The following is a 26107-nucleotide window of genomic DNA, read 5'->3' as shown; positions in this document are numbered from 1 at the left end:
CGAGAAGGGATGGAGCGTCAGGGAAATCGCGCCTTCACCTTCTCACGGCACATCACTCGGCTCCCAGGGGAGGAGCCGCTGCGTTGGTCAGCGCCGCGTCGGGACCTCCTGCAGCCGGAACAGTCCGGCCGCCGACACCCCCGCAAGCAGCACCAAGGCCGCTCCCACACGCAGCATCGACTGCCGCCCGTGCACGTCCGCCACATAGATCGACAGCACCGCGCCGATGACCCCGTAGCCGAAGGCCAGCCACAGGACAGCGGCCTCCACGCGTGAGATGACGCGCCTGTTCTGGGACGTGGACCGTCGAGGTGGAAGGTGGATCATGCCCTTCACCGTGACACGGGGCGCCGCGCGAGGGCCAATCCCGCACGGGCCATCTTGAGATCGGCCCGACCCACCCAGCCCGGTGCAGCCAAGCACTAGTCGGTTCCCGTCGCGCGAGACCCACGGGCACACCGCCCAAGGACCCGGGAACGGCAGAAGGGCCGAGTCGCGAGGACTCGGCCCTTCTGTCACCGGTGGAGCTGCGGGGAATCGAACCCCGGACCTTCTCATTGCGAACGAGACGCGCTACCAACTGCGCTACAGCCCCAGAGCGCAGTCACGATAACACCGGGAAGCGCCACGCACGAAACCGGGATCGGCGCGGCATACGCTCACACCCATGCGACTTCGTATGCCGTCCAGCAGGGCCGGTTCGGCCGACCCCGCGGACCTTCCCCGACTCGGGGCACCAGCACCCACGACAACCCCCACGACCGAGAACCAGGACACCGACCCCACCCACCAGCCGGCGGCGTGGCAGGTGCCGATGGGGGTCCGCACGGCGAGCGAGTGGTCGTGGCGGCTCATCGTCGTCGCGACCGCGCTGTTCGGTGCGCTGTGGCTGTTCGCCTACCTCTCCGAGGTGACGGTGCCGCTCATCGTCGCCCTGCTCCTCGCCGCCCTGCTCTACCCGCTCGTGCGCTCCCTTTCCCGGGTGCTGCCGCGCGGCGCCGCCGCCGGTCTCACCGTCGTCGGCACGCTCGCCTTCACCATCGGTGCGCTGAGCTTCGTCGGGTCGCAGTTCACCTCGCAGTTCAGTGACATCAGCGACCAGGTCGGGCAGGGCATCGACGAGGTCCGCACGTGGTTCCGCAACTCGTTCGGGATCACCGACACCCAGGTCGACGAGTGGATCGACCGGGCGCGCGAGCAGGTGAGCTCGGGCAACGGCAACCTCGGCGAGACCGCGGCCCAGGCCGGCCTCACCTTCACGCACCTTGTCGCCGGCTTCTTCATCGCGATGTTCGCGCTGTTCTTCTTCCTCTACGACGGCGAGCGCATCTGGGCCTGGGTCGTCCGGCTCTTCCCGCGCACCTCGCGCGACCGCGTCCACTCCTCCGGCGTCATCGCCTGGGGCCAGCTGTCGGCGTTCACCCGTGCGACGATCGCGGTCGCCGCCGTCGACGCCCTCGGCATCGGCATCGTCGCCGCCGTGCTCGGGGTGCCCTTCGCCTCGGGTGTCGCGGTCCTCGTCTTCTTCGGTGCGTTCGTCCCCGTCATCGGTGCCGCGATCTCCGGCGCGGTACCGGTGCTGCTCGCCCTCGTCGCCCTCGGACCGGTCAAGGCGCTCATCATGCTCGGTGGCGTCATCGCCGTGCAGCAGCTCGAGTCGCACGTGCTGCAGCCGTTCCTCCTCGGCCGCGCCGTGCGCGTGCACCCGCTCGCCGTCATCCTCGGCATCGCCGCGGGTGTCGTCGTCGCCGGCATCATCGGCGCCCTCATCGCCGTCCCGCTCGTCGCGGTTCTCAACGCGGTGGGGCACCACCTCCTCGACTCACGCGAGGTGCCCGAGGACCTCGAGGAGGAGGTCGAGGAGGCCGACGAGGAGAAGTAGCCCATCGCGACACGACGCCGGCCCCGAGATTCTCGGGGCCGGCGTCGTCGCGTGCGGGGCCTGCGGTCAGAGACCGCTGATCCGACGCTGCGGAACGTCGTCGTATGCCGTGTGCTCGTCCTCGCGCTCCACCTCGGCCTGCGGGGCCATCGCCGGACGCTCGGGAGCCTTGGCCTTCATGGTGTAGGTCGGGCGCGGCACCGGGCGGGGGTCCCAGGTCAACGGGATGTCGTCCTCGTCGACCTCGGGCAGGGCCACCTCGTGCTCGACCGCTCGCTCGGCGACCGGCTGCTGGGCGGCGGGCCGCTCGACGACCGGCTGGGCCTCGACGGCGGCCTGGGCGGCAGCTGCCTCGACGGTCTCGGCCTGCGCGGAGACGTCGAACGGGACCGCACTGGAGGACCGCTCGGCGACCCCGGGCTGGGTGATCTCGGACTCGGTGTCGACCTCGGATTCGGCGTCGAGCTCGTGCGTCATGACCGGCTCGGACACGACGGTCCGCGCCATCGGTGCAGCGACTGCGTCGACGGTTCGGCGGCTCGAGGTGGACCGGCGGGCCATCCGCTGCGCCTCGCGGCGGGCGTCGTGGCGCGCCTCGATCTCGGCCCGGACGCCGGCGCGCAGCCACGCGAAGCCGGCGGCGGCCATGGCGAGGGGCACCAGCGGCGACCAGACGACGAGGACACCGAGAGCGGCGAGGAGGCCGAAGACGACGGTGCCGAGCAGACCGACGACGAGGACGATCCCTCGCGTGGCGCGGCTCGGTCGCATCGTGGCGACCTCCGGCTCGACCTCACGGGTGGAGATGGGACGGCGACGCTCCGGCATCGGGGCCGTCGGCGCCGAGGCCGAGGTCGGCGAGACGTCCTCGCGCAGCATCGTCGAGGCCTCGGCCCGCTTGACCGTCACCTGGGGACGCATCGCGCGGGCGGGGCTCACGGCATACGTGCGGGGGGCCTGGCTGCCACCGTCGACGCTCGGGAGAGGGGCGCGCAGCTGGAGGACGCGCATCGTCTCGGAGAAGGCGTCGACCGACCGGATCGTGGCGAGGTGCTCGCGGCGACGGACCCAGTACTGGACGAAATAGGCAGCCCAGATCCCGATGATGACCAGGAAGATGAGGCTGCTCGGCTGCACGAACCCGACGTTATGCGTGCGGGAGGTCAGGCAGTCGGACCCTCGACGGTGTGTCGCCCAAGTGACTGCTGTGACGAGTGGGTCAGACGGGCCATGACCGTTGCGCCGTCGAGGTCCTCCGTCGTCAGGGCGAACGACCGGTGGTCGCGCCAGTCGCCGTCGATGTGGAGCATCCGGGGTCGCAGGCCCTCGTCGCGGAAGCCGAGCTTGCGCACGACGGCGAGGCTGGCGACGTTCTCGGGGCGGATGTTGACCTCGACCCGGTGCAGGCCGAGCACACCGAACGCGTGGTCGGCCGCGAGCGCCAGCGCGGTCGGCACGATCCCGCGTCCGGCCACGGCCTGGGCCACCCAGTAGCCGACCGTGCAGGAGCGAAAGGAGCCGAGCACGATGTTGCTCACGTTGACCTGCCCGACGAGCTCACCCCCGACCTCGATGACGAACGGCAGCATCCGCCCGGCGAGTGCCTCCTCCTGGTAGAACGCCACGACGTCGTCGAAGGTGCGCGAACCCGAGACGCGGACCGGTGAGGTCGCGTCCCACGGCGAGAGCCAGTGCTTGTTGCGCGCCCGCACCGACACGTAGTCGTCGGCGTCCTCGGGGCGCAACGGTCGCAGGAGGATCGGGTAGCCGGTCGGGGTCGTGCCCGTGAGGACGACCGACCACTCCTCGCGCTGGCGACCCCACCGCATCAGTGGTCACCACCGGCGAGCTGGCTCAGCGCGTGGGCGAGCACGGGTTCGAGGACGGCGAGGGCGTCGCGCACACCGCCGGTCGAGCCGGGCAGGTTGACGACGAGCGTGCGACCGGCGACCCCGGCGAGGCCGCGGGAGAGCATCGCCGTCGGCACCCCGGTTGCGACACCGGCGGCCCGGATCGCCTCGGCGATGCCGGGGACCTCGCGCTCGATCAGCGGCGCGGTCGCCTCGGGCGTCGCGTCGGTGGGGCTGATGCCGGTGCCCCCGGTCGTGAGGACGAGGTCGGGCGCAGCTACGAGCGCGGCGGTGAGCGCCGACGCGATCTCGGCGTCCGGGACGACGGTGGCGTCGTCGACGTCGGCACCCCAGCCACGCAGGGTCTCGACGATGAGCGCGCCGCCCTTGTCCGGGTAGACGCCGTGGGCCGCCCGGGTCGAGGCGGTGACGACGACGGCCCGGCGCCCCCGAAGGTCCGAGCTCACTGCTCGGTCCAGTCGCCGGAGCGCCCGCCGGACTTCGCGGTGACCCTGACGTCGGTGATGCGGGCGTGCTTGTCGACGGCCTTGACCATGTCGATGAGGGCGAGCGCGGCGACGGCCACCGCAGTGAGCGCCTCCATCTCGATGCCCGTGCGGTCGGCGGTGCGCACCGTGGCGGAGATGTCGACGCCGTCGTCGGCGACCTCGAGGTCGACCGCGGCCGCGTGGACCGCGACCGGGTGCGCGAGCGGGACGAGCTCCGGAGTGCGCTTGACCGCCTGTATGCCGGCCAGCCGCGCGACCGCGAGCGCGTCACCCTTGGGGACGGTCCCGTCCCTCAGGGCCGCGACCGCGGCGTGAGAGAGCAGCACCCGTCCGCGGGCACTCGCCTCGCGGGCGGTGACGGCCTTGGCCGAGACGTCGACCATGTGCGCCGTGCCGTCGGCCCGGACATGGGTCAGACCCGTCCCCCCCGGCTTCCCCGCGTCAGCATTATTGGGTGACCCGATAATGCTGGCCTCGACCCGAGTCGGCATCTCGGGTGGAGCGAGAGGTTGTCGGGTCGAGCCCGGGTCATCGGTGGCCACGAGGTCAATTCTCACCCACGAGCGGGAGGAGGTGGACCACGTCACCCTCGCTCACCCTCGTGGTCGCTGCGTCGACCAGGGCCAGGTGGGTGGCCTCGGCCAGGGCGCCGAGCATGTGCGAGCCCTGACCGCCCGAGGGCCGCACCCGACCACCCCCGAGCACGACGCGGGTGAACTCGACCTTGCCGGGCACGGACGACCATCCCTGCGCCGCAACGGCTTCGGTCATCGCGAGCTCGGGGTCGAGCCCAGCCAGGGCCCGGAGCACGGGCACGACGAACACGTGGAACGAGACGAAGGAGCTCACCGGGTTGCCCGGGAGCGTGATGATCGGCGTCCGCCGTGGTCCGACGAGCCCGGCGCCCTGCGGCATCCCGGGACGCATCGCCACCTTGGTGAACTCGACCGTGCCGGTGCGGGACAGGACCTCCTTGACGGTGTCGTAGGCGCCCATCGACACGCCTCCGGTCGTGAGCACGAGGTCGGGCTCGCCCCGACCGAGCTCGAGCATCGAGGCCAGCGCCTCCCCGTCGTCGCCGACGTGGCCGAACCCGACGAGCTCGGCACCCGCCGCCTCGACGAGCGCCATGAGCATGGGCCGGTTGGAGTCGACGATCTGGCCGTGGTCGAGCGAGGAGCCCGCGAGCACCAGCTCGTCACCGGTGGAGACGACCGACACCCGGGGCCGCGCGGCCACAGACACCTCGGGCACGTTGGCCGCCGCGATGAGGGCCAGCCTGCCGGGTTTCACCCGGACGCCGGCTCGCAGCACCACGTCTCCGGCTCGGACGTCCTCACCACGACGGCGCAGGTGCCGCCCCGACTCGGCCGCCAGCATCAGGGTCACCCGCTGCACGCCGCCGTCGCTCTCCTCGACCGGTACGACCGCGTCGGCACCCATGGGCATCGGCGCGCCCGTCATGATGCGCATCGTCGCGCCGGGACGCAGCTCGTGGCGGCGGGTGTCCCCCGCCGCGATGTCTCCGTCCACGTCGAGGACGACCGGCGACGCCGCACTGGCGCCGGCGACGTCGGCCGAGCGGACGGCATACCCGTCCATGGCGCTGTTGTCGAAACCGGGGAGGTCCACTGCGGCGACCACGTCGGCCGCGAGCACCCGGCCGAGCGACTCGGACAGCCCCACGATCACGGGCGGCAGCGCGGAGACGAGGCCGACGAGCGCCGCCCGGTGCTCCTCGACCGTCCTCACACCTCCCCCTCGAGCCGCGCGCCGTCCTCGATGGTCCGCGGCGAGTCCGCACGCACGGTGACGTCACCGACGCACGTGACGTCGCGGCCGAAGGTCACGTCGCCGTCGACGACGAGCGAGTGCGCCTCGCGGATCGCGGGGACGCCGTGCGGGAAGTGGGCGTCGAAGTCCTGGATGAACGTGAAGTCGCTCGACAGGTCGATGAACGGCTCCTCGTGGTCGATGAGGGAGACGACACGGCTCTCGTCGTCGAGCTCGTAGAGGTCGGAGCGCACGAGGAGCAGCTCGTTCGTCGTCTTGACGGGACGGAAGCGGTCGCGCGGCACGAAGAGCGCTTGCGACCCCTCGAACACCTCGACCGCGGTGCCCATCGAGGACTCGATCTGGATGACCGGGGTCGAGTCCTTGCGGGTCGGGTCGACGGTCTTCCTGTTGACGATGATCGGCAGCTCGAGGACGCCGGCCCGCTGCGCGAGCTGGTCGGCGAGGACGTCGAGGTCGACCCAGAGGTTGTTGACGTGGAAGTACTCGTGGCGCTCGTTGTCGGCGAAGTACTCCTCCTCGCCCGGCGCGACCTGCGCGGAGTCGCGCAGCACGATCCGGCCGTCGTCACGGCGCCGCGCGAGGTGGCCGCCCTTGCGGTCGTTGCGGGTGCGCTCGCACACCTCGGCGACGTAGGGGACGCCGTCGCGGGCCATCCACGCCGGGATGCGAGGGTCGAACGTCGCACCGAGGTTGTCGCCGTTGGAGAGGAAGAGGTAGCGGATGCCCCTGTCCCGCAACGTGTCGAGCAGACCACTGGACTGGAGCGCGATGTAGACGTCGCCGTGCCCGGGCGGGCACCACTCGAGCTCGGGGTCATCGGGCCACGAGACCGGGGTGAGGTCGTCGGCGCGCAGCTTGGGCTCGGCGCTCTGGAGGAACGACAGGGGCAGGCCCTCGACCTCGAGCCCAGGGTGCTTCGCGAGCAGCTCGAGCGTCTCGTCCTGGGTGCGGAACGAGTCCATGAAGACGACGGGGAGCTCGACGTCGTACTTCTCCCGGATCGCGAGCACCTGCCTGGCGATGATGTCGAGGAAGCTCAGGCCGTCACGCACCGGCAGCGCCGTCTTGGGACCGGAGATCCCCATCGACGTGCCGAGCCCGCCGTTGAGCTTGAGCACCGCCGACGCGGCAAGCACCCCCGGCAGCTCGTCCTCGTCGACCTCGAGGTCGGCCAGCGACTGCACCGCGCCGAGCGGCTCGATGGAGTCCTCGGTGATGTAGCCGGTCGCCTCGGCCTCGAGCAGGCCGTAGAAGCGGGTGAAGGCGCCGATCGCGCGCTCGTCCACCCCTCGCTCACGCATCAGGTCAGTGGCCTGTCGAAGCCCGTCGTCGCCCATGTCGGCAACACTAGGTGAGCGAGCCGTGCAGACGCTGTGCGATCCCCCGGCGACACTGGTGCGATGGCAGCAGCACCCGTGGACGACGACAAGGCGGCACTGCGGCCGGTGCTGCTGGCGGCCCGGCGCGAGATTGTCGCGGCCCGCGACCGCGACGCCGACGACTCCGCCCTCGCGGAGCGGGTCCGCGCCCTCGTCTACGAGCTCCGGCTCGTAGGCGGCGACACGGTCGCCGCCTACGAGGCGCTGCGGACCGAGCCACCCACGGCCGCGACGATCAGCGCGCTCGCGACGCACGGCATACGGGTGCTCGTCCCTGTCACGTTGCCCGACAACGACCTCGACTGGTGCGACGCGGCAGACGAACGCCGTATGCCGCTCGGTCCCGACTCCGTCTCGGCCGCCGGTCTCGTCCTGGCGCCGGGGCTCGCGGCCGACACCGCCGGCACGCGGCTGGGGCGCGGAGGCGGGAGCTACGACCGGGCGCTGCTGCGTCGGGGCACGGGTGCACGCGTCGTCGTCGTTCTCCACCCGGGCGAGCTGAGGGATGCCCGTGAGGCGCCGCTGCCCCGTGACGGGCACGACCTGCCCGTCGACGGCGTGCTCACCGTTGACGGGACCACCTGGCTCTGACCCCGGTCAGCTGCCCGGTCAGCTGCCGGGGACGAGCGTGAGCTCTTCGTCAGTGGCCTCGCGGACCGCCTTCTCGGTGAACGCCCACGGGTGCTGACGGCCCTCGACCCAGTCCTCGGTCTGGTCGTCGTAGTGGCCGTTGAAGGCGTGGCCGCTGGCGCCGGTCTGGTTGATCCACGTGGACCGGTCGAACGAGTCGAGGTCGACCACCATCCGCATCGACGGCGCCCAGCTCGTCTCGTAGCCGAGGTTGGCGCGCCAGCCGTTGGCGTTGACGATCGAGGAGCCGCCGGGCATCTCGTAGCCGCCGCGGTTGAAGATGCTCCGGACGATGCCGGGCACACCGTCGCCGCCCATGACCTGGTGGGTGAGGTCGAGGGTGTGCAGCTTGCCCCAGCGCCAGTCGTCGGGGTCCTTGCCGATCTTGCGGGTGAGCTCGAGGCGGGCCTCGACCTGGGCCTGGCGCAGGATCTCGTCGCGGCTCTCGGTGATGCCCGGCGTCTGGCGGTTGTCCCACCAAGGGCTCTTGGGGTTCTGGAGCAGGCGGGTCACGGCGGCCATGTGCCGGCTGTTGCCGTCGGCCTCGAGCCCCTCGGGCACCTCGTCGTCGAAGAGGAGGCGGAGCAGGTTGGCCCAGACGGCGTTGTAGTAGGCCGCAGCCGCGCCGGCTCGCGAGCCGTCGGCGGGGGTCGTGTAGTCCCAGTCGCGCAGGAGGTCCTGCGCCTCGCGGGTGAAGGCGACCTGGTCCTCGGAGTCACCGGGTCCGGCCAGCGGCACCGCCAGCAGCGCCTTGACGAGGGTCGGCGCGAACTGGTTGCGCGAGTCCATCTGGATCGACGCCATCTTCGCCGCCGTCAGCGTCCCGCCGTTCTCGGTCGCGGACTCGATGCGCTCACGGATGCGCTGCGAGCGGTAGCCGTAGTCCCACTCGGTCGTGAGGAAGGGTGTCTGGCTCGCCGTCACGGCCTGGTTGGCGGTGACGATGAAGCCCTCGTCGGGGTCGAGCGCGTACGGCATGGAGTCGAACGGCACGAACCCCTGCCAGTCGTAGGTCTCGTCCCAGCCCGGCGCCGGCCAGTAGCCGGGCGGCGCACCCTTGAAGGCCGAGACCCGCACCGGCACCTGGCCCGGCGCCTGGTAGCCGATGTGGCCGTCGACGTCGGCGTAGATGAGGTTCTGCGCGGGGACCGCGAAGAGCTTGGCGGCCTGGCGGAACTCGGTGAAGTCCTGCGCGACGTTGAGCGCAAAGATCGCGTCGGCGGTCTTGGCCGGCTGCAGCCCGGTCCAGGCCATCGAGACCGCGAAGTCCTGCTGGCCCGCCGTCGCCTGGCCCTCGACGGGCGGCACCGGTGAGCGTTCGCCGGCGTCGTCGAGCGCCGGGAGCACGTCGGACATGATCGGGCCGTGACGGGTCGACCGCACCGTGATCGTCTCGTCGGGCTGGCCGGCGACCTTGATGACCTCACGACGGGTCTGGAGCGGCTCGAACGTCGCGCCGCGCTGCACCCGGTTGCCGTCGATCTTCTCGAGGTAGAAGTCGCTCACGTCGGGGTCGAGGTTGGTGAAGCCCCACGCGATCTTGTCGTTGTGGCCGATGACGACGCCCGGCACCCCGGAGAACGAGAACCCGGCGACGTCGAGCGGGCACTGCTCGGACTTCTCGCGGCAGTGCAGCCCGACCTGGTACCAGATGCCCGGGATTCCCGGCGCGAGGTGCGGGTCGTTGGCGAGCAGCGGCTTGCCGGTCGCCGACTTCTGCGGCCCGACGACCCACGAGTTCGAGCCGATGCCCTCGCCGCGGCCCATGAGCGCGGGGACGGCTGCGAGCGCGCGGCCCACCGCGGCATACGCGTCCTGCGCGGAGGCGCTGCCGATCGCGTCCGCGACCTCGCGGGCCGAGGCCCGCGTCGCTGACGACCTCAGGGCTGCGGGGATGCTCGAGGAGACCTGGCCGGGCGTCGAGCGGGGCGCCCACTGGTCGGGCGCGAGGATCGGGGTGTTGGCGACGTCGTAGGGCGGGAAGAGGTCGGCGATCTGGGCGCCGGTCACGCGTGTGGAGAGGCGGGCGCGGGCGAGCTCGTTGGAGTAGTCGCCGCGCAGGTCCCACGCCATCGCCTTGAGCCACGCGATGGAGTCGGCCGGCGTCCACTTCTCGATCTGGTAGTTGTCGACCTTGGTGCCGAGGACGACGTACTCGAGCGATGCCTGCGACGGCGAGCGACCACGCAGGTAGGCGTTGACGCCGTCCGCGTACGCCTGGAGCGTCGTGCGGGTCTGCGGGTCGAGCGTCGGGAGCTCCTCCTCGGCGACGCGTCGCCAGCCCATCGTGCGGACGACCTTGTCGGTCTCGAGGCCGGCCTCGCCGACGAGCTCGGACAGTCGGCCGGACGTCACGTGGCGGCGCAGGTCCATCTCGAAGAACCGGTCCTGGGCGTGGACGAAGCCCTGCGCCTTGGCGATGTCGGTGAGGCTGTCGCCGTAGATCTGCGGGATGCCGCGCTCGTCGCGGAGCACGTCGACCTTGGCCGCGAGCCCAGGGACCGTGATCTCGCCCTCGGTCTGGGGGAAGGACCGTCGCACCAGGGACACGCCGACGACGGAGAGGACGAGGGCAGCGACGACGAGGATGCCGCCGATGACCAGGGCAGCGCGACGCGCGACGCGGAGAGGACTCACCCTGCGAGACTAGGACAGTCATCCTCATCACCTGCAAGGACGGGCCGTGATCACGACGTCGGGTATGCCGGGCAGCGGCATGTCGTCCGGCGCCCCCGTCGACAGCGTGGTCACCGCGGCCACGGCGGTCGTCACCGCGGAGCCCGACAACCTCCACGCGCTGTCGATCGCGCTGCTCATCGGCGCCGCGGTCCTCATCGTCGCGATCGCCGCCGTCAAGCTGTCGACGCGGTCGGGCCTGCCCTCGCTGCTCATCTATCTCGGCATCGGGCTGGTCCTCGGCAACCGCGGGCTCGGCATCGACTTCTCCGACGAGGAGCTCACCCAGGTCCTCGGCTACGCCGCCCTCGTCCTCATCCTCACCGAGGGCGGCGTGACGACGAAGTGGGACACGATCCGTGGCTCGCTCGCGCCCGCCGCGGCCCTGGCGACCGTCGGCGCCCTCGTCTCGATCCTCGTCGTCGCCCTGGCCGCGCACCTCGTGCTGCAGATGCCGTGGACCACGGCCCTCATCATCGGTGCCATCCTCGCCTCCACCGACGCCGCCGCGGTCTTCGCGGTGCTGCGCAAGGTGCCACTCCCCCGCCACATCAGCGGGATGCTCGAGGCCGAGTCGGGCTTCAACGACGCCCCCGTCGTCATCATCGTCACGGCGCTGGCCACGGGGTCGGCCGCGGGCACGGGGGCCGACTCGTGGTGGTCTCTCGCCGTGCTCATCACCCTCGAGCTCGTCGTCGGCAGCGTCGTGGGGCTCGCCGTGGGCTGGGTCGGGGGCCGGCTGATGGCGCGCGTCGCCGGTGGATCCTCGGCACTGTTCGCCATCGGGGTCGTTGCGGTGTCGGTGCTCGCCTACGCCGCCGCCGACGTCGTGCACGCCTCGGGGTTCATCGCCTGCTACCTCGCCTCGCTCGTCCTCGGCAACACCGGGCTGCCGCACCGGGCCGCGGTCTCGGGGTTCGCGACCGCGCTCGGGTGGCTCGCGCAGATCGGGCTCTTCGTCATGCTCGGCCTGCTGGCCGACCCAGCCGGTTTCCCTCAGCAGGTCGTCCCCGCGCTCGTCCTCGGGCTCGTGCTGCTGCTGCTGGCCCGGCCGCTGTCGGTGCTCGTGTCGTGCACACCGTTCGGGATCGGCTGGCGCACCCAAGGGTTCCTGGCGTGGGCCGGGCTGCGCGGCGCCGTCCCCGTCGTCCTCGCCACCGTGCCGGTCACGGCCGGGGCGGAAGGGGTCGACGGCATCTTCGAGCTCGTCTTCGTCCTCGTCATCATGTTCACCCTCGTCCAGGCGCCGACCCTGCCGTGGGTGGCGCACCGCCTCGGGCTCGACCGCGCGCACCACACCTACGACCTCGCCCTCGAGGCGACGCCGTTCGACGACATCGGGGCACACCTGCTCGAGGTGACGGTCGGTCCGCGCTCTCGGCTCGCCGGGGTGCAGGTCTACGAGCTCCGGCTGCCGCCCGGGGCCAACGTCGCCCTCGTCGTGCGCGAGGGCGCGTCGTTCGTCCCCAAGGAGACGACGCCGCTGCGGCGCGGCGACCAGCTGCTCGTCGTCACCCCCGCCGCCGTCCGGTCCGTCGTCGAGAAGCGGCTGCGCGACGTCAGCCGCCAGGGGCGCCTCGCCGGGTGGTCGACCGCCGACTGACCCCGGCGCTCCGGCACACGGCAGCGTCCGCGACCGTGGTCGGGAACACGACCACTTCTGCGGACGCAAGAGCGGAAGGTATGCCGGGAGCGCGCCTGGGGCGGCCGGCATACCGGAGCATGTCCGCGCGTTCCGTATCCTTGACCCTGCTCACCCGCATTGGCCAGGAGGAACCCGTGCCCACGTACGCCTACGCGTGCCGCGACTGCGACCACCACTTCGAGGCGGTCCAGTCCTTCAGCGACGACTCGCTCACGGTCTGCCCCGAGTGCGGCGGGTCCCTGCGCAAGGTCTTCAACTCGGTCGGCGTCGTCTTCAAGGGCTCCGGGTTCTACCGGACCGACTCGCGGTCGTCGTCGAGCAGCTCGACGCCGGCGAGCACGTCGTCCGACACGTCGTCGGGTTCGAGCAGCTCCTCGTCGTCGACCTCGACCTCCGGCTCGACCTCGAGCCCGTCGTCGAGCACGTCCTCGACGACGACCTCGTCCGCCGCCTCGGCCTGAGCTCTCCCGGGCGGGACGGCGGCCGCGCTCAAGCCCGCGGGCCCTTGCGGTGCGGCTTCCTGTCCGGGCGCCCCGGACGCCCGCGGTCCTCGCGCAGCTCGATGAGCTGACCCGAGATCCGGGTGCCGCGCAGCTTCTCCCACGCCCCCGCCGGCAGTGTCACCGGCAGCTCGACGAGCGAGTGGTCGGCCCGGATGTCGATCCGGCCGAAGTCCTGGCGACCGAGCCCGCCCTCGTTGGCGAGCGCGCCGACGATCTGGCGCGGCTCGACGTGCTGTCGCCGCCCGACCGCGATGCGGTAGGTCGTCATCGGACCCGACGGTCCCCGCTTCGGCTCGCGTCCGCCCCGGTCGTCACGGTCGCGGCGCGGCCCCCGGTCGTCACGATCGCGCGCGGAGTCGCGTTCGCGGCGGGGTGGGCGCACCGGCTCGGGGTCGAGCAGCATCGGCTCGTCGCCACGCAGGACGATGGCGAGGGCCGCGGCGACGTCGGCCTCGGGCACGTCGTGGTTGCGGACGTAGTGCGCGATGACGTCGCGGAAGGCGTCGAGGTCGCTGGACTGCAGGGCCATCGTGATCCGGTCGTCGAAGCGGTTGAGACGGGTGGCGTTGATGTCCTCGACCGACGGCAGCTGCATCTCGGTGAGCGTCGTCTTGGTGGCCTTCTCGATCGCCTTGAGGAGGTACTTCTCCCGTGGCGTGACGAAGGAGATCGCGTCGCCGGTGCGGCCGGCGCGCCCGGTGCGGCCGATGCGGTGGACGTAGGACTCGGTGTCGGTGGGGATGTCGTAGTTGACGACGTGGCTGATCCGCTCGACGTCGAGGCCACGGGCGGCGACGTCGGTCGCGACGAGGATGTCGAGCTTGGCCGCCTTGAGCTGGGCCACGGTGCGCTCGCGCTGGGCCTGGGCGACGTCGCCGTTGATGGCGGCAGCGGAGAAGCCACGGGCCCGGAGCTTCTCGGCGAGCATCTCGGTCTCGTTCTTGGTGCGGACGAAGACGATCATCCCCTCGAAGTTCTCGACCTCGAGGATGCGGGTCAGGGCGTCGATCTTCTGCGGGTACGAGCAGAAGAGGTAGCGCTGGGTGATGTTGGGCGCCGTCGTCGTCTTGCGCTCGACGGTGATCTCGAGGGCGTCGGTGAGGTACTTCTTCGAGATCCGGCGGATCTGGGAGGGCATCGTCGCCGAGAAGAGCGCGACGTGCTTGTCGTCCGGGGTGTCGGCGAGGATCGTCTCGACGTCCTCGGCGAAGCCCATCTTGAGCATCTCGTCGGCCTCGTCGAGGACGAGGAAACGCAGCTCCGACAGGTCGAGCGTGCCCTTCTCGAGGTGGTCCATGATCCGGCCGGGCGTGCCGACGACGATGTGGACACCGCGGCGCAGGGCGCTGAGCTGGACGCCGTAGCCCTGCCCGCCGTAGACGGGGAGGACGTGGACGCCGGGCATCTTGGAGGCGTACCTCTCGAAGGCCTCGCAGACCTGGAGGGCGAGCTCGCGCGTGGGGGCGAGGACGAGCGCCTGCGGCGTCTTCTGCTTGAGGTCGAGGCGGCTGAGGATCGGCAGGGCGAACGCCGCCGTCTTGCCCGTGCCCGTCTGCGCCAGACCGACGACGTGACGACCCTCGAGCAGCGCGGGGATGGTCGCCGCCTGGATCGGCGAGGGGGTCTCGTAGCCGATGTCCCGGAGCGCCTTGACGACCCGCTCGTCGAGGCCGAGGTCGGCGAAGGTCGGCTGGTCGGTGGTCTCGGTGCCCGGGTCGTCGTCGCTCACTGCTCGACCGTAGTGCCGCGAGGCCTCTGGCGGCGACTCCCACTCGTCCACAGGCCGTCAACGCGTGGCCATTCGTCCACAACCGTGCCTCTCGCGCCTGTCCTGCCCGTCGTGTCCTTCCTAGCGTCGGGGCATGCCTCACCTGCGTCTGCCCGTCCTGCGCCGTCCCCGGGTCCTCGGCCCGTCCCGACGGGCCCGCTGGCGACGCCGGACCCTGCGCCGGGCCCTCGCCGGGCTGTGCGCGGCGGCCGCGGCGCTGCTGCTCGTGGGGCTGGTGCGCCCTCCCCCACCGGCGACGACGTCCGTGGTGGTCGCGTCGCGGGGGCTGGACGGCGGCACCGTGCTCAGCGCCCGTGACCTTCAGGCGGCCGAGATCACGGGTGAGGACGCTCCGGTGGCGGCGGTCCCGGTCGATGGCGTCGGACTGCTCGTAGGTCGCCGACTCACCTCGCGCATGGAGGCCGGGGAGGTCGTCACGACCACCCGTCTCGTGCCTCGGTCGTCCGTGGACGGTGCCCCACCGGGGACCGTCGCCGCCCACCTCCTCGTCGCCGACGCGCACGCCCTCGACCTCGTGTCCGCCGGTCGCCGGGTGACCGTGTATCCCGACACCGGCGGGGCCGCCGTGGCCCGGGACGTCCTCGTCCTGGGCGTCGACACGCCCGGAAAGGCCTCCTTCACCGGATCGTTGCCCGGGGCCGACGACGGGCGGCGGGGGCTCGTCGTGGCCCTCGAACCGGCCGATCTCGAGCGCATCTTCGCTGGTCAGCGACCTGACGGCGGGGCGCCGACGGTGCTCGCCGTGGTGACGGCCTGAGATCCTCGGTCACGCATCGCAAAAGGCCCGATGCTGTTCACCTTGGCCGGCGGACCCAACTTGTAGCGTGGTCCACGCTTCGGCGGCGTCCGCCGAGCACGTGCCACTCCAAGTGAAAGGACCGGACCCATGCAGGGTTTCAAGGACTTCGTGATGCGGGGCAACCTCGTCGAGCTCGCCGTGGCCTTCGTCATCGCAGGAGCGTTCGGCAAGGTCGTCGAGGCCATGGTCGACGTCATCATGGGCATCGTCGGCAAGGCCGGCGACCAGCCCGACTTCAGCGCGTGGAAGCCGGCGGACCTGCCGATCGGCGCCTTCATCACGGCGCTCGTGGCGTTCCTCATCCTCGCGGCCGTCGTCTACTTCTTCGTCGTCAAGCCCTACGAGGCCGCCAAGGCGCGTCTGTTCCCGGACGAGCCGGAGGCCGAGACGGTCGACCCCAACACCGAGCTCCTCAAGGAGATCCGCGACAGCCTGCGCGCGCGTCCCGGGCTCTGATCGGGCAGCACCACACCGCCGCCACGGGGCGGCAGTCGGCACCTGCCGGCCGCCGCCCCGTCGCGCGTCGTCAGGACCAGTGCGGTGGACGGTTCTCCCGCAGCCACCGGGCCGACGCGTCGTCGTCCCCGGGCTCGCCCCAGCCCTCGTCCGTGTCGTCCTTGGTCTGCTCGGCCCTGCGCGGCGTATGCCGTCCGCCCACCTTCGAGCCCGCCTCGGCCTGTCTCGGCGTCTCCTTCTCGGACTCCTGATCCGACACCTCGAGCGCCGGGCGGCTCGACGTGAGCCCCTCGTCCGAGCCGACCCGCTGCGGGGCGCTGGACGCGCGACGACTGCGCCGGGTCACGATCCCCCGCGCTCGGCCAGGGCCTGGATCCGGGCGACGTCGCGCGCCGGGTCGCGGAACGCGTCCCGGGTCCACACCCGCACGTGCTTCCACCCGAGGCGAGAGAGGTGCTCGGCACGCAGCCGGTCGCGGTCGCGGGCGCTGGGCATCGCGGCATACTCCGGTCCGTCGGACTCGACCGCGACGAGCAGTCGACCGCGACGCTGGGGGTCCTCCACGGCGAGGTCGATAGGGTCCACGGACGAGCCGTAGCGCTCGTGCACGACGAGGCCACCGGCCCGCAGCCGCCGGGCGAACTCGGCCATGACGACCGACTCGACCGGGGCGCTCGGCGCCACCTCGGCCGGCTCGCCCGTCGCGGCGGCCGCCGTGGAGGAGGCGGCGTGGGCGAGGAAGTCGCGCAGCATCTGGGCGCCACGTGCCTTGAGCCGGTTGGGGTCGAGCTCGTCCGCGCCGATCGAGGAGACCACCGTCATCCTGCGCTTGGCCCGGGTGATCGCGACGTTGAGGCGGCGCTCCCCGCCCTCGACGTTGAGCGGTCCGAAGCGGTGCAGGACCCGGCCGTGCGGGGTCTTGCCGTAGCCGACGGACAGGATGATGGCGTCGCGCTCGTCGCCCTGGACGCGTTCGAGGTTCTTGATGAAGAACCGTTCGTGGACGTCCTCGGTGAAGAAGGCCGCCGTCTGCGGGTCGAGGCCCTGGAGCGCTCGCCGGACGGCGTCGTCGATCCGTTGGGTGTGGGCCAGCCCGAGCGCGATGACGCCGAGGCTCTCGCCCGGCCGGCTGCGGGCGTGCTCGAGGACGAGGTCCACGACGCGCTCGACCTCGGCCTGCGTCGTCTCCACGCTCGCGGCGCCCTCGGCCATGACACCGACACCGTCGACGAGCTCGTGACGGAGCACCGGCGCGGACCCGGTGCCGGGGAAGGTGACGAGCGAGCCGTCGTAGACGTGCTCGTTGGCGAAGGAGATGAGCCGCTCGTCCTGCGACCGGTAGTGCCAGGACAGGTGGCGGCTGGGGAGGGTGGCCGCGAGGACGTCGAGGATCGACTCCACACCCTCGCTGAGCGAGTCGTCGGGCGCGGCCTCGCCCGCGTCGCTCACCGTGGTGAAGAACGACGTGGGCGGCAGCTGCTTCGCGTCACCGGCGAGCACGACCTGACGGGCCCGCGAGATCGCCGACACCGCCTCGGCCGGCGGGATCTGCGAGGCCTCGTCGAACACGACGACGTCGAAGGTCACTCCCGGTGGCAGGACCGAGGCGACGACGAGTGGGCTCATCACCCAGCACGGGCGGACGGCAGTGAGGAGCTCGCCCGCGACCGGGAGCAGGTCACGCAGGGGCCGGTGCCGACGCGACTTCGCGCCCTCTGCGCGGACGATGCTCTCGAGCTCGGGCGAGTCGGCGAGCACCCGGTCGACGTTGGCGCGCACCGACGCCCGCACCCGGGAGGCGTTCTGCCGCAGCACTTCCCGGTCCGCACCGGCGAACTCGCCGACCGTGCGGCGGAGGTCCTCGCCGTCGTGGGCGCCGATCCGCGGGTCGCGCAGGGCGATGTCGTCGAGCACCGAGCTCCACCAGACGAAGTCCGCCTCGGCGGGCACGTCGTCGGCCTCGACGCGCCGTGCAGCGAGGTCGTCGAGCAGCGCGCCGAGCCCGGCTGCACGCATCGACTCGACCGGTCCGATGATCGAGGGCACCACGGCAAGGCGCTCGGGGGCGTCAGCGAGAGACTGCAGCCGCTCCGCGAGCTCCTCGCGCGGGACGTCGAGCAGCGGGACCGACTCCTCGGTGCGGGGCACCCGCTCGTCGAGCCACGCGAGGTCGGCGGCCAGGCCGGCATACGACTCCATGGCGCGGTCGAGGTCGGCCGGCATCTCCGGGCGGCCACCGGCCCCCGCCATCTCCTTCCACGCGCTGCGCTGCTGGTTCGCGGCGAGCAGGGCGGCGTGCAGGTCTGCGGGCGGGCGACCCGGGCGGACGTAGCGACGCACCTGACGCCGCAGCCCCCGCCGCTCCCACCAGCCGAGGTCCGCGCCGACCGACGCGCGGTACTCCGGCGTCCCGGTCGCGGCGACGAACTCACCCAGCGGCACGTCGAAGATCTCCGGACGGAAGGTCTCGAGCGTGTCGCGCACCTCGGCGACGGTGTCGAGGATGCGTCCCCAGTCGCGCACGGTCGTCGAGTCCGGCAGCCGCAGCCCGGAGAAGACGTCGACGAGGGTCCGGCCCACGTCAGGAACGGCTGACCCCGACCAGCGCTCGACGAGCTCGCGCGCCCGTACGGCGTCCTCGGGGGTGCGCACGGTCGCTCCGAACCACGGGTCGACGCCACGGTCGGTGCGCCAGGCGCCGAGGGACGCGACCCGGGTCAGCTCGCGGGTGAGCACCTCGTAGCGCTCGCGCGGCAGTGACTGGAGGGCCTCGCCCCGGATGCGGACCCGCGAGTGCGGGGGACGGTCCCCCAGACCCAGCCCGCTGATCGCCTCCTGCACGTCGTGCACCGAGACGCCCCACGGGTGGCGCGGGTCGTGCATGGCGTCGCGGTGCTCGCGCAGGGTCGCGGCAGCGGCCCGGAGCCGGTCGACGTCGCGGCTCGGCGGGTCGGCCGGTCGCGGGGCACGCCCCGGCAGCGCGGCCGCCAGCTCGCCGGCGATGCGACGGCGACCGCGGGCCCCGTCGTGCAGGTCGAGCACGAGGTCGCCGAGCCCCACCCGGTCGAGCCGGCCGACGACGGCGTCGATCGCCGCCCGCTTCTCGGCGACGAAGAGGACCCGCTTGCCGTCGGCCGCCAGGGCTGCGACGAGGTTGGCGATGGTCTGCGACTTGCCGGTGCCGGGCGGACCGTGGATGACGAGGTGGGCACCCGAGCGAGCGGCCTCGATGGCCTCCTGCTGCGAGGAGTCCGCGTCGAGGATGAGCAGGCCGCCCGCGGGGTCGGGCACGACGTCGGGCTCCCTCGAGGGCAGCTCGTGCCGGACCGAGCGCAGCGCCGTGGGGTCGCCCGCGATGGCCGCGATGACGTCATGGTCCGCGAGCGCGTCACCGTGGGCGGCGAGGTCGGCGACCATCGGCAGCTTGGCGTACGAGAAGGTGCCGAGCACGATCCGCGGCGCCACCTCGAACTCCGGCACCGACGCACAGGCCTCGGTCAGCGCGGCGTACGCGGGGTAGGGGTCGAAGCCGTTGGGCGTGTGCGCCAGGCCCTCGAGGCGCTCGGAGTCGAGCGTGATCCCCTGCTCGGACGCGAGGTAGTGCTCGAGCACCGGGTTGAGCTCGATCTCGTCGCCGAGGTCGAGCTCGTAGTCGTCGTGCTGCGGGGTCGTCGGACGCAGGGTGCAGGAGCGCAGCAGGACGGGCGCCGCGGGCTGCCGGGCAGCGGCGGCGCCAGCGCGGCCGAGGCTCCACGTGGCCATCCCGACCGCGACGAAGCCGGTGTCGATCCCGCGCTCCTCGCGCAGCTCGCGCGCCTTGCCGGCGATGGTCCGGGCCCGGCGCCGGGCCTCGTCGAACGCCGCCGGCTCGCGGACCAGGTCGCTCAGCCGGGTGGGCCGGCCGGCGAGCAGCATCGCCACCCCGCCGGGGTGCGCCGTGGTGAGGTCGAGGGTCCCCGACGGGAGATCGCGGTACCACAGGAGCGTGTTGCGCCCACCGAGGTCCACGAGGTGCCTGGTCCAGCCCGCGACGGCGTGGCGGACCCGCTCGGTCCGCGAGTCGATCTCTGACTGCGGTCCGGTTTCGCTCACCTCAGCAGGCTAACAACGACCCGCCCGTATGCCGTGTGCCGCCACTCGTGGCGAGACCCTCCGTTCGTGGCCACCTGACGGCGGGCCCACGGGATCGGCGAGGATGGCGTCATGTCCCAGGATGCAGCGCCGCAGACCGACTCCTCCCCGTCCGACCTCGTGCGGGTGGTGCGCCACGACTCCGGCGTCGTCGAGCTCGTCCTCGACCGGCCCGAGGCGATGAACGCGGTGTCGACGGCGATGGCCAAGGCGCTCACCGACGCTGCCCAGTCGGTCGCCTCGGACGACTCCGCCCGGGCCGTCGTCGTGTCCTCGTCGCACCCCAAGGCCTTCTGCGTCGGCGCCGACCTCAAGGAGCGCAACGCCCTGACCGACGACGAGCTGCGCGCGCAGCGGCCCGGCAACCGGACGGCATACCGAGGGATCCTCGACCTGCCGGTGCCCGCGATCGCCGCGGTCGACGGCTACGCGCTGGGCGGCGGCTGCGAGATCGCCCTGTCCTGCGACCTCGTCGTCGCCTCGTCGAAGTCGACCTTCGCGCTGCCCGAGGTCTCGGTCGGCGTCATCCCGGGCGGCGGGGGCACCCAGCTGCTCACGCGCCGGGTCGGCTGGTCGCGGGCTGCCGACCTCATCTTCACGGCCCGACGGGTCGGGGGCGACGAGGCGCTCGCACTCGGGTTCGTCGACCGGGTCGTCGACGACCCCCGCGCCACGGCGCTCGAGCTCGCCGCCGTCATCGCCGCACACTCCCCCGTGGGTGTGCGCAACGCCAAGGCAGCCATGCGCGGCGGCATGGACGTCACCCTCGCGCAGGGCCTCGACCTCGAGGACGCCCGCTGGCACGCGACGGCGTTCAGCGCGGACCGTGCGGAGGGTGTCGCGGCGTTCGCCGAGAAGCGCACCCCGAACTGGCCGGGCCTCAGCGGACGCTGACCGGCTCGCGCTCCCGCAGGACGAGCGCCGCCACCCCGATCGCCACGGCGACGACGAGGGCACCGAGCGCGAGGGCGTGGAAGCTGGCGCGGTCGACGACGACCCCCGCGAGCGCGCCGCCGATGCCGGCCGCGAGCCCCATGACGAGGTCGCTCGCCCCCTGCGCGCCGGGCCGCTCGGTCGTCGGCACGGCGCTCGTGAGCAGGGTGGAGCCGGAGACGAGCGTGCACGACCAGCCCAGCCCGAGCAGGAACAGCCCGGCGAGCAGCCGGTTCGAGTGCCCCATCGGCGCCGTGGACGCGAGCAGCGTCGCGACGACGAGGATGCCCGACCCCACCATCGCCACGGTGCGCCCGCCCAGCCGGTCGACGGCCATGCCCGTGAGCGGCGAGAAGGCGAACATCCCGAGGATGTGCATGCTGATGACGAACCCGATGATCGTGAGGTCGGCATGGCCGTGACGCATGTGCAGCGGCGTCATGACCATGACGCTCACCATCGTCACGTGGCCGAGGGCGAGGGTGATGACGCCGAGCAGCGCCTGCGGCCGGGCCGCGATGACCCGCAGACCGCGGCCGATCGAGCCGTGCGTGGGGCCGGCGGCGTGCGGGTCGAGGTCGGCCACGCGGCGCCGGGCCTCGACGAGCGGGTCCGGCCGCAGCCTGAGGAACAGGACGAGGACGGCCAAGGTCAGCCCGACGAGCGAGAAGACGAACGGCCCGGTGAGCCGCGGGATCCCCAGCAGGCGTGACACCGGCTCGCTCGGGCCCACGAGGTTGGGTCCGAGCACGCTGCCGATCGTCGTGGCCCACACGACGAGGCTGAGGTCGCGCCCACGGTGGGCCGGGTTCGCGAGGTCGGCCGCGGCATACCTGGCCTGGTTGTTCGAGGCGGTCGAGCCGCCGAAGAGCAGGCTCGCGACGAGCAGCAGCGCGAAGCTGCCGACGATGCCCGAGACGATGAGCCCCAGCGCCCCGACGAACGACAGGACGTAGCCGAGCGCCAGCCCGGGCCGACGCCCGCGCGCCGCGCTGAGCCGGGCCATCGGGATGGCGATGAGCGCCGAGCCGAGCACCTGGAAGGTCGAGCCGAGACCGGCATACGTCGGTGACCCCGACACCTGCTCGGCGAGCAGCGCGCCGACCGCCACCCCGCTCGCGAGCGAGACGCCGCCGAGCACCTGGGACATCGACAGCGTCGCGACGGTCCGCTGCTGGACGGGGTCGTCGTGCGTCTGCGGTGCGTCGGCTGCGGTCACCCGCCGAAGTATGCCGTCCGCCCGCGACACGGGTACGGCGCCCGGTCGGCGGTCAACTAGTCTTGTCGGCGGCCATCAGGCCTCCCCGCCCTCGTAGCTCAGGGGAAGAGCACTTCTCTCCTAAAGAAGGTGTCGCAGGTTCGAATCCTGCCGAGGGCACAAGTCGACGCAGCCGTCGCCAGCCCGTGCGGCGAGGGTACGGCGTGGAGCGCTGGTTCGCCGGCCTGCAGGAGTGGCTGCGCCCCTCGACAGGCACCTGGTCGACGTACTCCATGGGCTGCATCGCCCTGCGGGGTCCTAGGGCTGCTCGGCCAGTGCCTGCTCGATGAGTGCGAGGTAGTCCTCGATGCCGGCCGGGCCACCCAGACCCAGCCGGTGGTCGACGACGAGGTGCGGCGACCTCTCGATGCCGAGGTCGCGTGCGGCGGAGGCGTCGGACTCGAGGTCGGCGGCATGGTCCGAGGACGCCAGCACCGCCGCGACCCGACGCTCGTCGAGGCCCGCCTCGGCGGCGAGTCGCTGCAGCACCATCGGGTCGCCGATGTCGAGCTGCTCGGTGAACACCGCGACGTGCAGGCGTTCGAGCATCGCCCCCTGCAGGGCGGGCCCGCCAAGGGCGTGGGCCAGCTCCACGAGACGGTGCGCGTCGGTCGGGTCGGTGGCCGGGACCTCGGAGAGCGTGACGTCGATGCCGTCGGGCCGACCCGCCACGGCGGCCTCCTCGAGCTCCGAGACCGACACGGCCGGGTTCGCGAGGACGTGGTGGACCAGGACGATGTCAGCAGGTCTCGACGACGCCACCACCGCTGCCTCCACGCGCCGCTTGGCGACGTGGGACCACGGGTCCATCACGTCACCCCAGAGTTCCAGCACGAGCTCAGCCATCCCTCCACCCAAGCACACCCGGCACCCGGACCCGACGGGACGACGAGCGCCCCTGACCCGTACGGGTCAGGGGCGCTCGATCAGGTGTCAGCCGGAGTCGCTCAGTAGCGGCGGAACTCGGTCGGCGTGCCGAACATGTTGCGCTCGCTGGTCGACTTCCCGGTGCGGGGCGAGTCGATCATCATGTCGCCACCGGTGAAGATGCCGACGTGCCAAGCGGGGCTGCCGTAGAAGACGAGGTCGCCGGGCTGCGGGCTGCTCACGCGGGTGCCCTCACGCTGCTGGGCGGACGCGGTACGCGGGATGGAGATGCCGGCCTTGCGGTAGACGTACTGGGTGAAGCCCGAGCAGTCGAAGCCCGAGGGGTCGTCGCCGCCGTAGACGTAGGCGATGCCGAGGAGCGTCCGCGCGATGTTGACGATCTGGCTCGAGGACTGCTTGACCGAGCTGGTCGAGATCGACTCGCGGGAGGTGCTGCGGCTGGCCTTGTCGTCCGAGGAGCGCTCGCTGGCGGCCACGAGAGCACCCTCACGGGTCTCCTCCTTGACGACCGGCTTGGGCTTCGGCTTCGGCTTCGGCTTGGGCTTGGCGACGACCTTGACACCCGTGACGCCGACGGCGCCGACAGCGGCACCCCTGACGGTCGGGGAGGCGGCCGGGGCGGAGATCGCGGGCGCGGCCGGGGCAGCGGCGGGAGCAGCCGGCGCGGCGGTCGTGACGTCCTTGACGGTCTTCTCGGGCGCGGCGGAGGCCGGGAGCGCGAACGCCGCGACGAGGCCACCGGAGGCTGCGAGAACCGCGGATGCCTTGGCGCCGGTCACGCCTGCGCGCGACGCGATCGTGGACAGTTCGACGACGGGGTTGTGTCGCCCGGGCGCGCGGTGACGCCCATGGGTGGAGTGAGCCACGGTGAACCTCTCGATGCCTACGGGGTGAGCTGTCGGGTTCGGACGAGAAGTTCTGCCCGGCCAGTCGGAACTGGCTTAACCCCAAGGGACGACCCGGAGGTCGACCCGGAAGTGGGTCCCCCGCTCCTGCCAAGCGGTTTGCGTTGCAGTCAGTGACGGTGGCAGGACTCAGCAGTCCGTCGTGACAGCTCGACCCAGGGGAGGAAGAGCCGAAGCCACCGTACCGGACCCTTTCGGCAAAGTCACATTTGGGTCACGGCGGGTTGTCCGAGGAACTTCCGAGGCCTGCACGGACGGCATACGGAGCCTCTCCGACACGGCAGGACGACGAGGGCGGGTGGGGCCGCATCGGCCCCACCCGCCCGTCGTCAGACGCTCGTCGACGTCACTCGACCGAGATGTGCACGTGGTCGTAGTGGTTGGCCGTGACCGAGCCACGGTCCTCCATCGCGCGCCAGCTCGACGCACCGGCGAGCCAGATCCGCTGCTTCCAGATGACGTAGGTGATGTTGTAGGCGCTCATGTTGTTGATCGCCCACTGCGCCACGGCGTCGCCGCGCGAACCGGTGACCATGACGTCGACGGCCTTGCCGGAGCCGTGGTCCCCGGCGCCGGCGCGGAACCCGCCGATGTTCTCGATGCCGAAGTTGGAGCGCACCGCGGAGCACACCTTGGAGGCGTTGGAGCCCAGGCTCTTGCCCTGGCACCAGTCGTAGAAGGCCATCGAGACACCACTGCCGCTGACCTTGGTCGACGACGAGGACGAGGACTCCGACGAGCTCGAGGACGACTCCTCCGACGAGCTCTCGGTCTTCTTCTCGGGCGTCTTGGTCGGTGTCGGGGTGGGCTTCGGCTTGGCCACCGCGGTCACACCGGCCGGGCCGGCCGACACGGCCGCGCTCTGGGCGGCGGCCGGGGCCTTCATCGCGACGCGGCCACCGGCGACGGACGTGCGCGCGGTGCTGCGCGACGTCGTGTCCTGCGCGGCCTGTGCACGGTCGCGGGCCACGAGGGCGTTGGTCTGGGAGCCGAGCTCGATCTGGCCGGGTGAGGCCTGCACGGGGATCGCGACGGCTGCGGCGACGCTCGTGGCGAGGCCGAGACCGACGAGACCCTTGACGAGGGTCGGGCGGGACAGGGAGGAGAACGCTGCGGTCAGGTCGGGCAGACGACGAGTCGTCTGCGCGCGGCGTCGACCGGCGCGCGTGTCAGGGGAAAGCACGAAAGAGAACCTCTCGGTGGATCAGGGATTCTTCCACCGTAGCCGCGACCGGACGTGAAGTCACATTCCGGTAACGGCCAGTCGATCAGGGTCGCACCCGGGCCGGTGACGGCCCGGTGCGTCATCACGTGCGTGGCCCAGCACGCCCCAGACGCCGCCTCAGCGTGCCCGCAGTGGCTCAGGTGTGACGTGCCGCACGTGCGACGAACACGTGCTTCGCGATGTCGTCGGGCAGCGAGACACCGGTCGCCTCGTCGGCACCTTGGAGCGCGGCGACGACGCGGGTGCCGTCACGACGGACGACGGCGAGCTGGCCCGGGAGCAGGCCGGCGGCGGTGATGAGGCCGAGGGCCTCGTGGTCGACCTGCGCGGGCTCGCCGATGCGGCGCACCGTCACCGTGACCGGCTCGGTGTCGGCGACCTCGGCGAGGGTCGACAGGCCCGTGCGGAAGTCCTCCGCGAGCGCCTCGCCGAACTCCTCGAGCCCTGGGATCGGGTTGCCGTAGGGCGACTCGGCGTGGTCGGCGAGGAGCGCGAGGATCTTGCGTTCGACGCGGTCGGACATGACGTGCTCCCACCGGCAGGCCTCGTCGTGGACGTACTCCCACTCGAGGCCGATGACGTCGACGAGGAGGCGCTCGGCGATGCGGTGCTTGCGCATGACCCGCGTCGCGAGGCGGCGGCCCTCCTCGGAGAGCTCGATGTGGCGGTCCCCCGCGACGGCGAGCAGCCCGTCGCGCTCCATCCGGGCCACGGTCTGCGACACGGTCGGACCGGAGTGGCCGAGGCGCTCGGCGATGCGGGCCCGCAGAGGAGTGATGCCCTCCTCCTCGAGCTCGAAGACGGTGCGGAGGTACATCTCCGTGGTGTCGATGAGGTCGGTCACCTGCTCAT

At 72.1% G+C, this 26107-nt stretch carries 23 protein-coding genes, 2 tRNA genes and 1 riboswitch; of the genes, 8 read left to right on the top strand and 17 right to left on the bottom strand.

The window, feature by feature from the left end:
• Positions 1-87 precede the first annotated feature (87 nt).
• Both ACSQ11_RS08945 and ACSQ11_RS08940 read right to left on the bottom strand, forming a co-directional pair.
• Positions 88-270 carry a hypothetical protein gene (locus ACSQ11_RS08945; protein WP_436004786.1) on the bottom strand — a complete coding sequence of 61 codons (183 nt, stop codon included), beginning with the start codon at positions 268-270 and terminating at the stop codon, positions 88-90.
• 252 nt (positions 271-522) lie between these two features.
• Positions 523-595, bottom strand: a tRNA-Ala gene (locus ACSQ11_RS08940).
• 72 nt (positions 596-667) lie between these two features.
• Here ACSQ11_RS08940 and ACSQ11_RS08935 point away from each other — a divergent pair.
• Entirely contained in the window at positions 668-1882 is a 1215-nt protein-coding gene (locus ACSQ11_RS08935) for an AI-2E family transporter (protein ID WP_436004785.1), read from the top strand.
• A 66-nt stretch (positions 1883-1948) separates the two neighbouring features.
• Here ACSQ11_RS08935 and ACSQ11_RS08930 read toward each other — a convergent pair whose 3' ends face one another.
• The 6 genes from ACSQ11_RS08930 to ACSQ11_RS08905 are packed head-to-tail and all read right to left on the bottom strand — an operon-like array spanning position 1949 to position 7375.
• Positions 1949-3019 (bottom strand): hypothetical protein, encoded by a 1071-nt coding sequence (locus tag ACSQ11_RS08930; RefSeq protein WP_436004784.1) that lies wholly within the window; start codon positions 3017-3019, stop codon positions 1949-1951.
• A gap of 26 nt (positions 3020-3045) precedes the next feature.
• Complete coding sequence (locus ACSQ11_RS08925) at positions 3046-3711, bottom strand: GNAT family N-acetyltransferase (protein WP_436004783.1); 666 nt, start codon at positions 3709-3711, stop codon at positions 3046-3048.
• A complete protein-coding gene (locus ACSQ11_RS08920; protein ID WP_436004782.1) occupies positions 3711-4199 on the bottom strand; it encodes a MogA/MoaB family molybdenum cofactor biosynthesis protein in 489 nt (162 codons plus the stop codon). Before ACSQ11_RS08920 ends, ACSQ11_RS08925 begins: the two co-directional genes overlap by 1 nt.
• Positions 4196-4732, bottom strand: coding sequence for a cyclic pyranopterin monophosphate synthase MoaC (gene moaC, locus ACSQ11_RS08915; RefSeq protein ID WP_436006737.1), 537 nt, complete (start codon positions 4730-4732; stop codon positions 4196-4198). The genes ACSQ11_RS08920 and moaC overlap by 4 nt, the downstream gene beginning before the upstream one ends.
• Before the next feature lie 55 nt (positions 4733-4787).
• The gene (locus ACSQ11_RS08910; RefSeq protein WP_436004781.1) at positions 4788-5993 is read right to left on the bottom strand and encodes a molybdopterin molybdotransferase MoeA; all 1206 of its coding nucleotides are present in this window, start codon (positions 5991-5993) and stop codon (positions 4788-4790) included.
• Entirely contained in the window at positions 5990-7375 is a 1386-nt protein-coding gene (locus ACSQ11_RS08905) for a UTP--glucose-1-phosphate uridylyltransferase (protein ID WP_436004780.1), read from the bottom strand. The genes ACSQ11_RS08910 and ACSQ11_RS08905 overlap by 4 nt, the downstream gene beginning before the upstream one ends.
• A gap of 63 nt (positions 7376-7438) precedes the next feature.
• Between ACSQ11_RS08905 and ACSQ11_RS08900 the strand changes: the two genes are divergently transcribed.
• Positions 7439-8008, top strand: coding sequence for a 5-formyltetrahydrofolate cyclo-ligase (locus ACSQ11_RS08900; RefSeq protein ID WP_436004779.1), 570 nt, complete (start codon positions 7439-7441; stop codon positions 8006-8008).
• A gap of 18 nt (positions 8009-8026) precedes the next feature.
• Here ACSQ11_RS08900 and ACSQ11_RS08895 read toward each other — a convergent pair whose 3' ends face one another.
• Positions 8027-10684: a penicillin acylase family protein gene (locus ACSQ11_RS08895; RefSeq protein WP_436004778.1), complete on the bottom strand. Its 2658-nt coding sequence runs from the start codon at positions 10682-10684 to the stop codon at positions 8027-8029.
• 46 nt (positions 10685-10730) lie between these two features.
• On the opposite strand from ACSQ11_RS08895, the gene ACSQ11_RS08890 reads away from it, so the two are divergent.
• Both ACSQ11_RS08890 and ACSQ11_RS08885 read left to right on the top strand, forming a co-directional pair.
• Entirely contained in the window at positions 10731-12326 is a 1596-nt protein-coding gene (locus tag ACSQ11_RS08890; protein ID WP_436004777.1) for a potassium/proton antiporter, read from the top strand.
• A gap of 176 nt (positions 12327-12502) precedes the next feature.
• Positions 12503-12829: an FmdB family zinc ribbon protein gene (locus ACSQ11_RS08885; RefSeq protein WP_436004776.1), complete on the top strand. Its 327-nt coding sequence runs from the start codon at positions 12503-12505 to the stop codon at positions 12827-12829.
• 28 nt (positions 12830-12857) lie between these two features.
• On the opposite strand, the gene ACSQ11_RS08880 is transcribed toward ACSQ11_RS08885, so the two are convergent.
• The gene (locus tag ACSQ11_RS08880; protein ID WP_436004775.1) at positions 12858-14600 is read right to left on the bottom strand and encodes a DEAD/DEAH box helicase; all 1743 of its coding nucleotides are present in this window, start codon (positions 14598-14600) and stop codon (positions 12858-12860) included.
• Between the two features lie 133 nt (positions 14601-14733).
• On the opposite strand from ACSQ11_RS08880, the gene ACSQ11_RS08875 reads away from it, so the two are divergent.
• Complete coding sequence (locus ACSQ11_RS08875) at positions 14734-15417, top strand: SAF domain-containing protein (RefSeq protein ID WP_436004774.1); 684 nt, start codon at positions 14734-14736, stop codon at positions 15415-15417.
• Positions 15418-15546: 129 nt separating this feature from the next.
• Positions 15547-15915 carry a large conductance mechanosensitive channel protein MscL gene (gene mscL / locus ACSQ11_RS08870; protein ID WP_436004773.1) on the top strand — a complete coding sequence of 123 codons (369 nt, stop codon included), beginning with the start codon at positions 15547-15549 and terminating at the stop codon, positions 15913-15915.
• Positions 15916-15985: 70 nt separating this feature from the next.
• On the opposite strand, the gene ACSQ11_RS08865 is transcribed toward mscL, so the two are convergent.
• Together ACSQ11_RS08865 and ACSQ11_RS08860 are read right to left on the bottom strand one after the other, a co-directional pair.
• The gene (locus ACSQ11_RS08865) at positions 15986-16261 is read right to left on the bottom strand and encodes a hypothetical protein (RefSeq protein ID WP_436004772.1); all 276 of its coding nucleotides are present in this window, start codon (positions 16259-16261) and stop codon (positions 15986-15988) included.
• On the bottom strand, positions 16258-20007 hold the full coding sequence (locus ACSQ11_RS08860; protein ID WP_436004771.1) for an AAA domain-containing protein: 3750 nt from the start codon (positions 20005-20007) through the stop codon (positions 16258-16260). The genes ACSQ11_RS08865 and ACSQ11_RS08860 overlap by 4 nt, the downstream gene beginning before the upstream one ends.
• 111 nt (positions 20008-20118) lie before the next feature.
• Here ACSQ11_RS08860 and ACSQ11_RS08855 point away from each other — a divergent pair, with 111 nt between their 5' ends.
• Positions 20119-20940: an enoyl-CoA hydratase/isomerase family protein gene (locus ACSQ11_RS08855; protein WP_436004770.1), complete on the top strand. Its 822-nt coding sequence runs from the start codon at positions 20119-20121 to the stop codon at positions 20938-20940.
• Here the strand turns inward: ACSQ11_RS08855 and ACSQ11_RS08850 are convergent.
• Entirely contained in the window at positions 20927-22198 is a 1272-nt protein-coding gene (locus ACSQ11_RS08850; RefSeq protein ID WP_436004769.1) for an MFS transporter, read from the bottom strand. The genes ACSQ11_RS08855 and ACSQ11_RS08850 overlap by 14 nt on opposite strands.
• A gap of 87 nt (positions 22199-22285) precedes the next feature.
• Here ACSQ11_RS08850 and ACSQ11_RS08845 point away from each other — a divergent pair.
• Positions 22286-22357 (top strand) — tRNA-Arg (locus tag ACSQ11_RS08845).
• A 138-nt stretch (positions 22358-22495) separates the two neighbouring features.
• On the opposite strand, the gene ACSQ11_RS08840 is transcribed toward ACSQ11_RS08845, so the two are convergent.
• The 4 genes from ACSQ11_RS08840 to ACSQ11_RS08825 form a co-directional block, all read right to left on the bottom strand.
• Positions 22496-23083 (bottom strand): DsbA family oxidoreductase, encoded by a 588-nt coding sequence (locus ACSQ11_RS08840; protein ID WP_436004768.1) that lies wholly within the window; start codon positions 23081-23083, stop codon positions 22496-22498.
• A gap of 101 nt (positions 23084-23184) precedes the next feature.
• Positions 23185-23991 (bottom strand): C40 family peptidase, encoded by an 807-nt coding sequence (locus ACSQ11_RS08835; protein WP_436004767.1) that lies wholly within the window; start codon positions 23989-23991, stop codon positions 23185-23187.
• A 2-nt stretch (positions 23992-23993) separates the two neighbouring features.
• A riboswitch (cyclic di-AMP (ydaO/yuaA leader) is annotated at positions 23994-24144 on the bottom strand.
• A 232-nt stretch (positions 24145-24376) separates the two neighbouring features.
• On the bottom strand, positions 24377-25213 hold the full coding sequence (locus tag ACSQ11_RS08830; RefSeq protein WP_436004766.1) for a hypothetical protein: 837 nt from the start codon (positions 25211-25213) through the stop codon (positions 24377-24379).
• A gap of 178 nt (positions 25214-25391) precedes the next feature.
• Positions 25392-26099 (bottom strand): metal-dependent transcriptional regulator, encoded by a 708-nt coding sequence (locus ACSQ11_RS08825; protein WP_436004765.1) that lies wholly within the window; start codon positions 26097-26099, stop codon positions 25392-25394.
• Positions 26100-26107: the final 8 nt, after the last annotated feature.

Origin of the sequence: Knoellia sp. LjRoot47 (genome assembly GCF_964253435.1) — a bacterium.
Taxonomy (GTDB): domain Bacteria; phylum Actinomycetota; class Actinomycetes; order Actinomycetales; family Dermatophilaceae; genus Knoellia.
The sequence above is the reverse complement of the archived record's forward strand: the minus strand, read 5'-3'. Positions and strand labels throughout refer to the sequence as shown.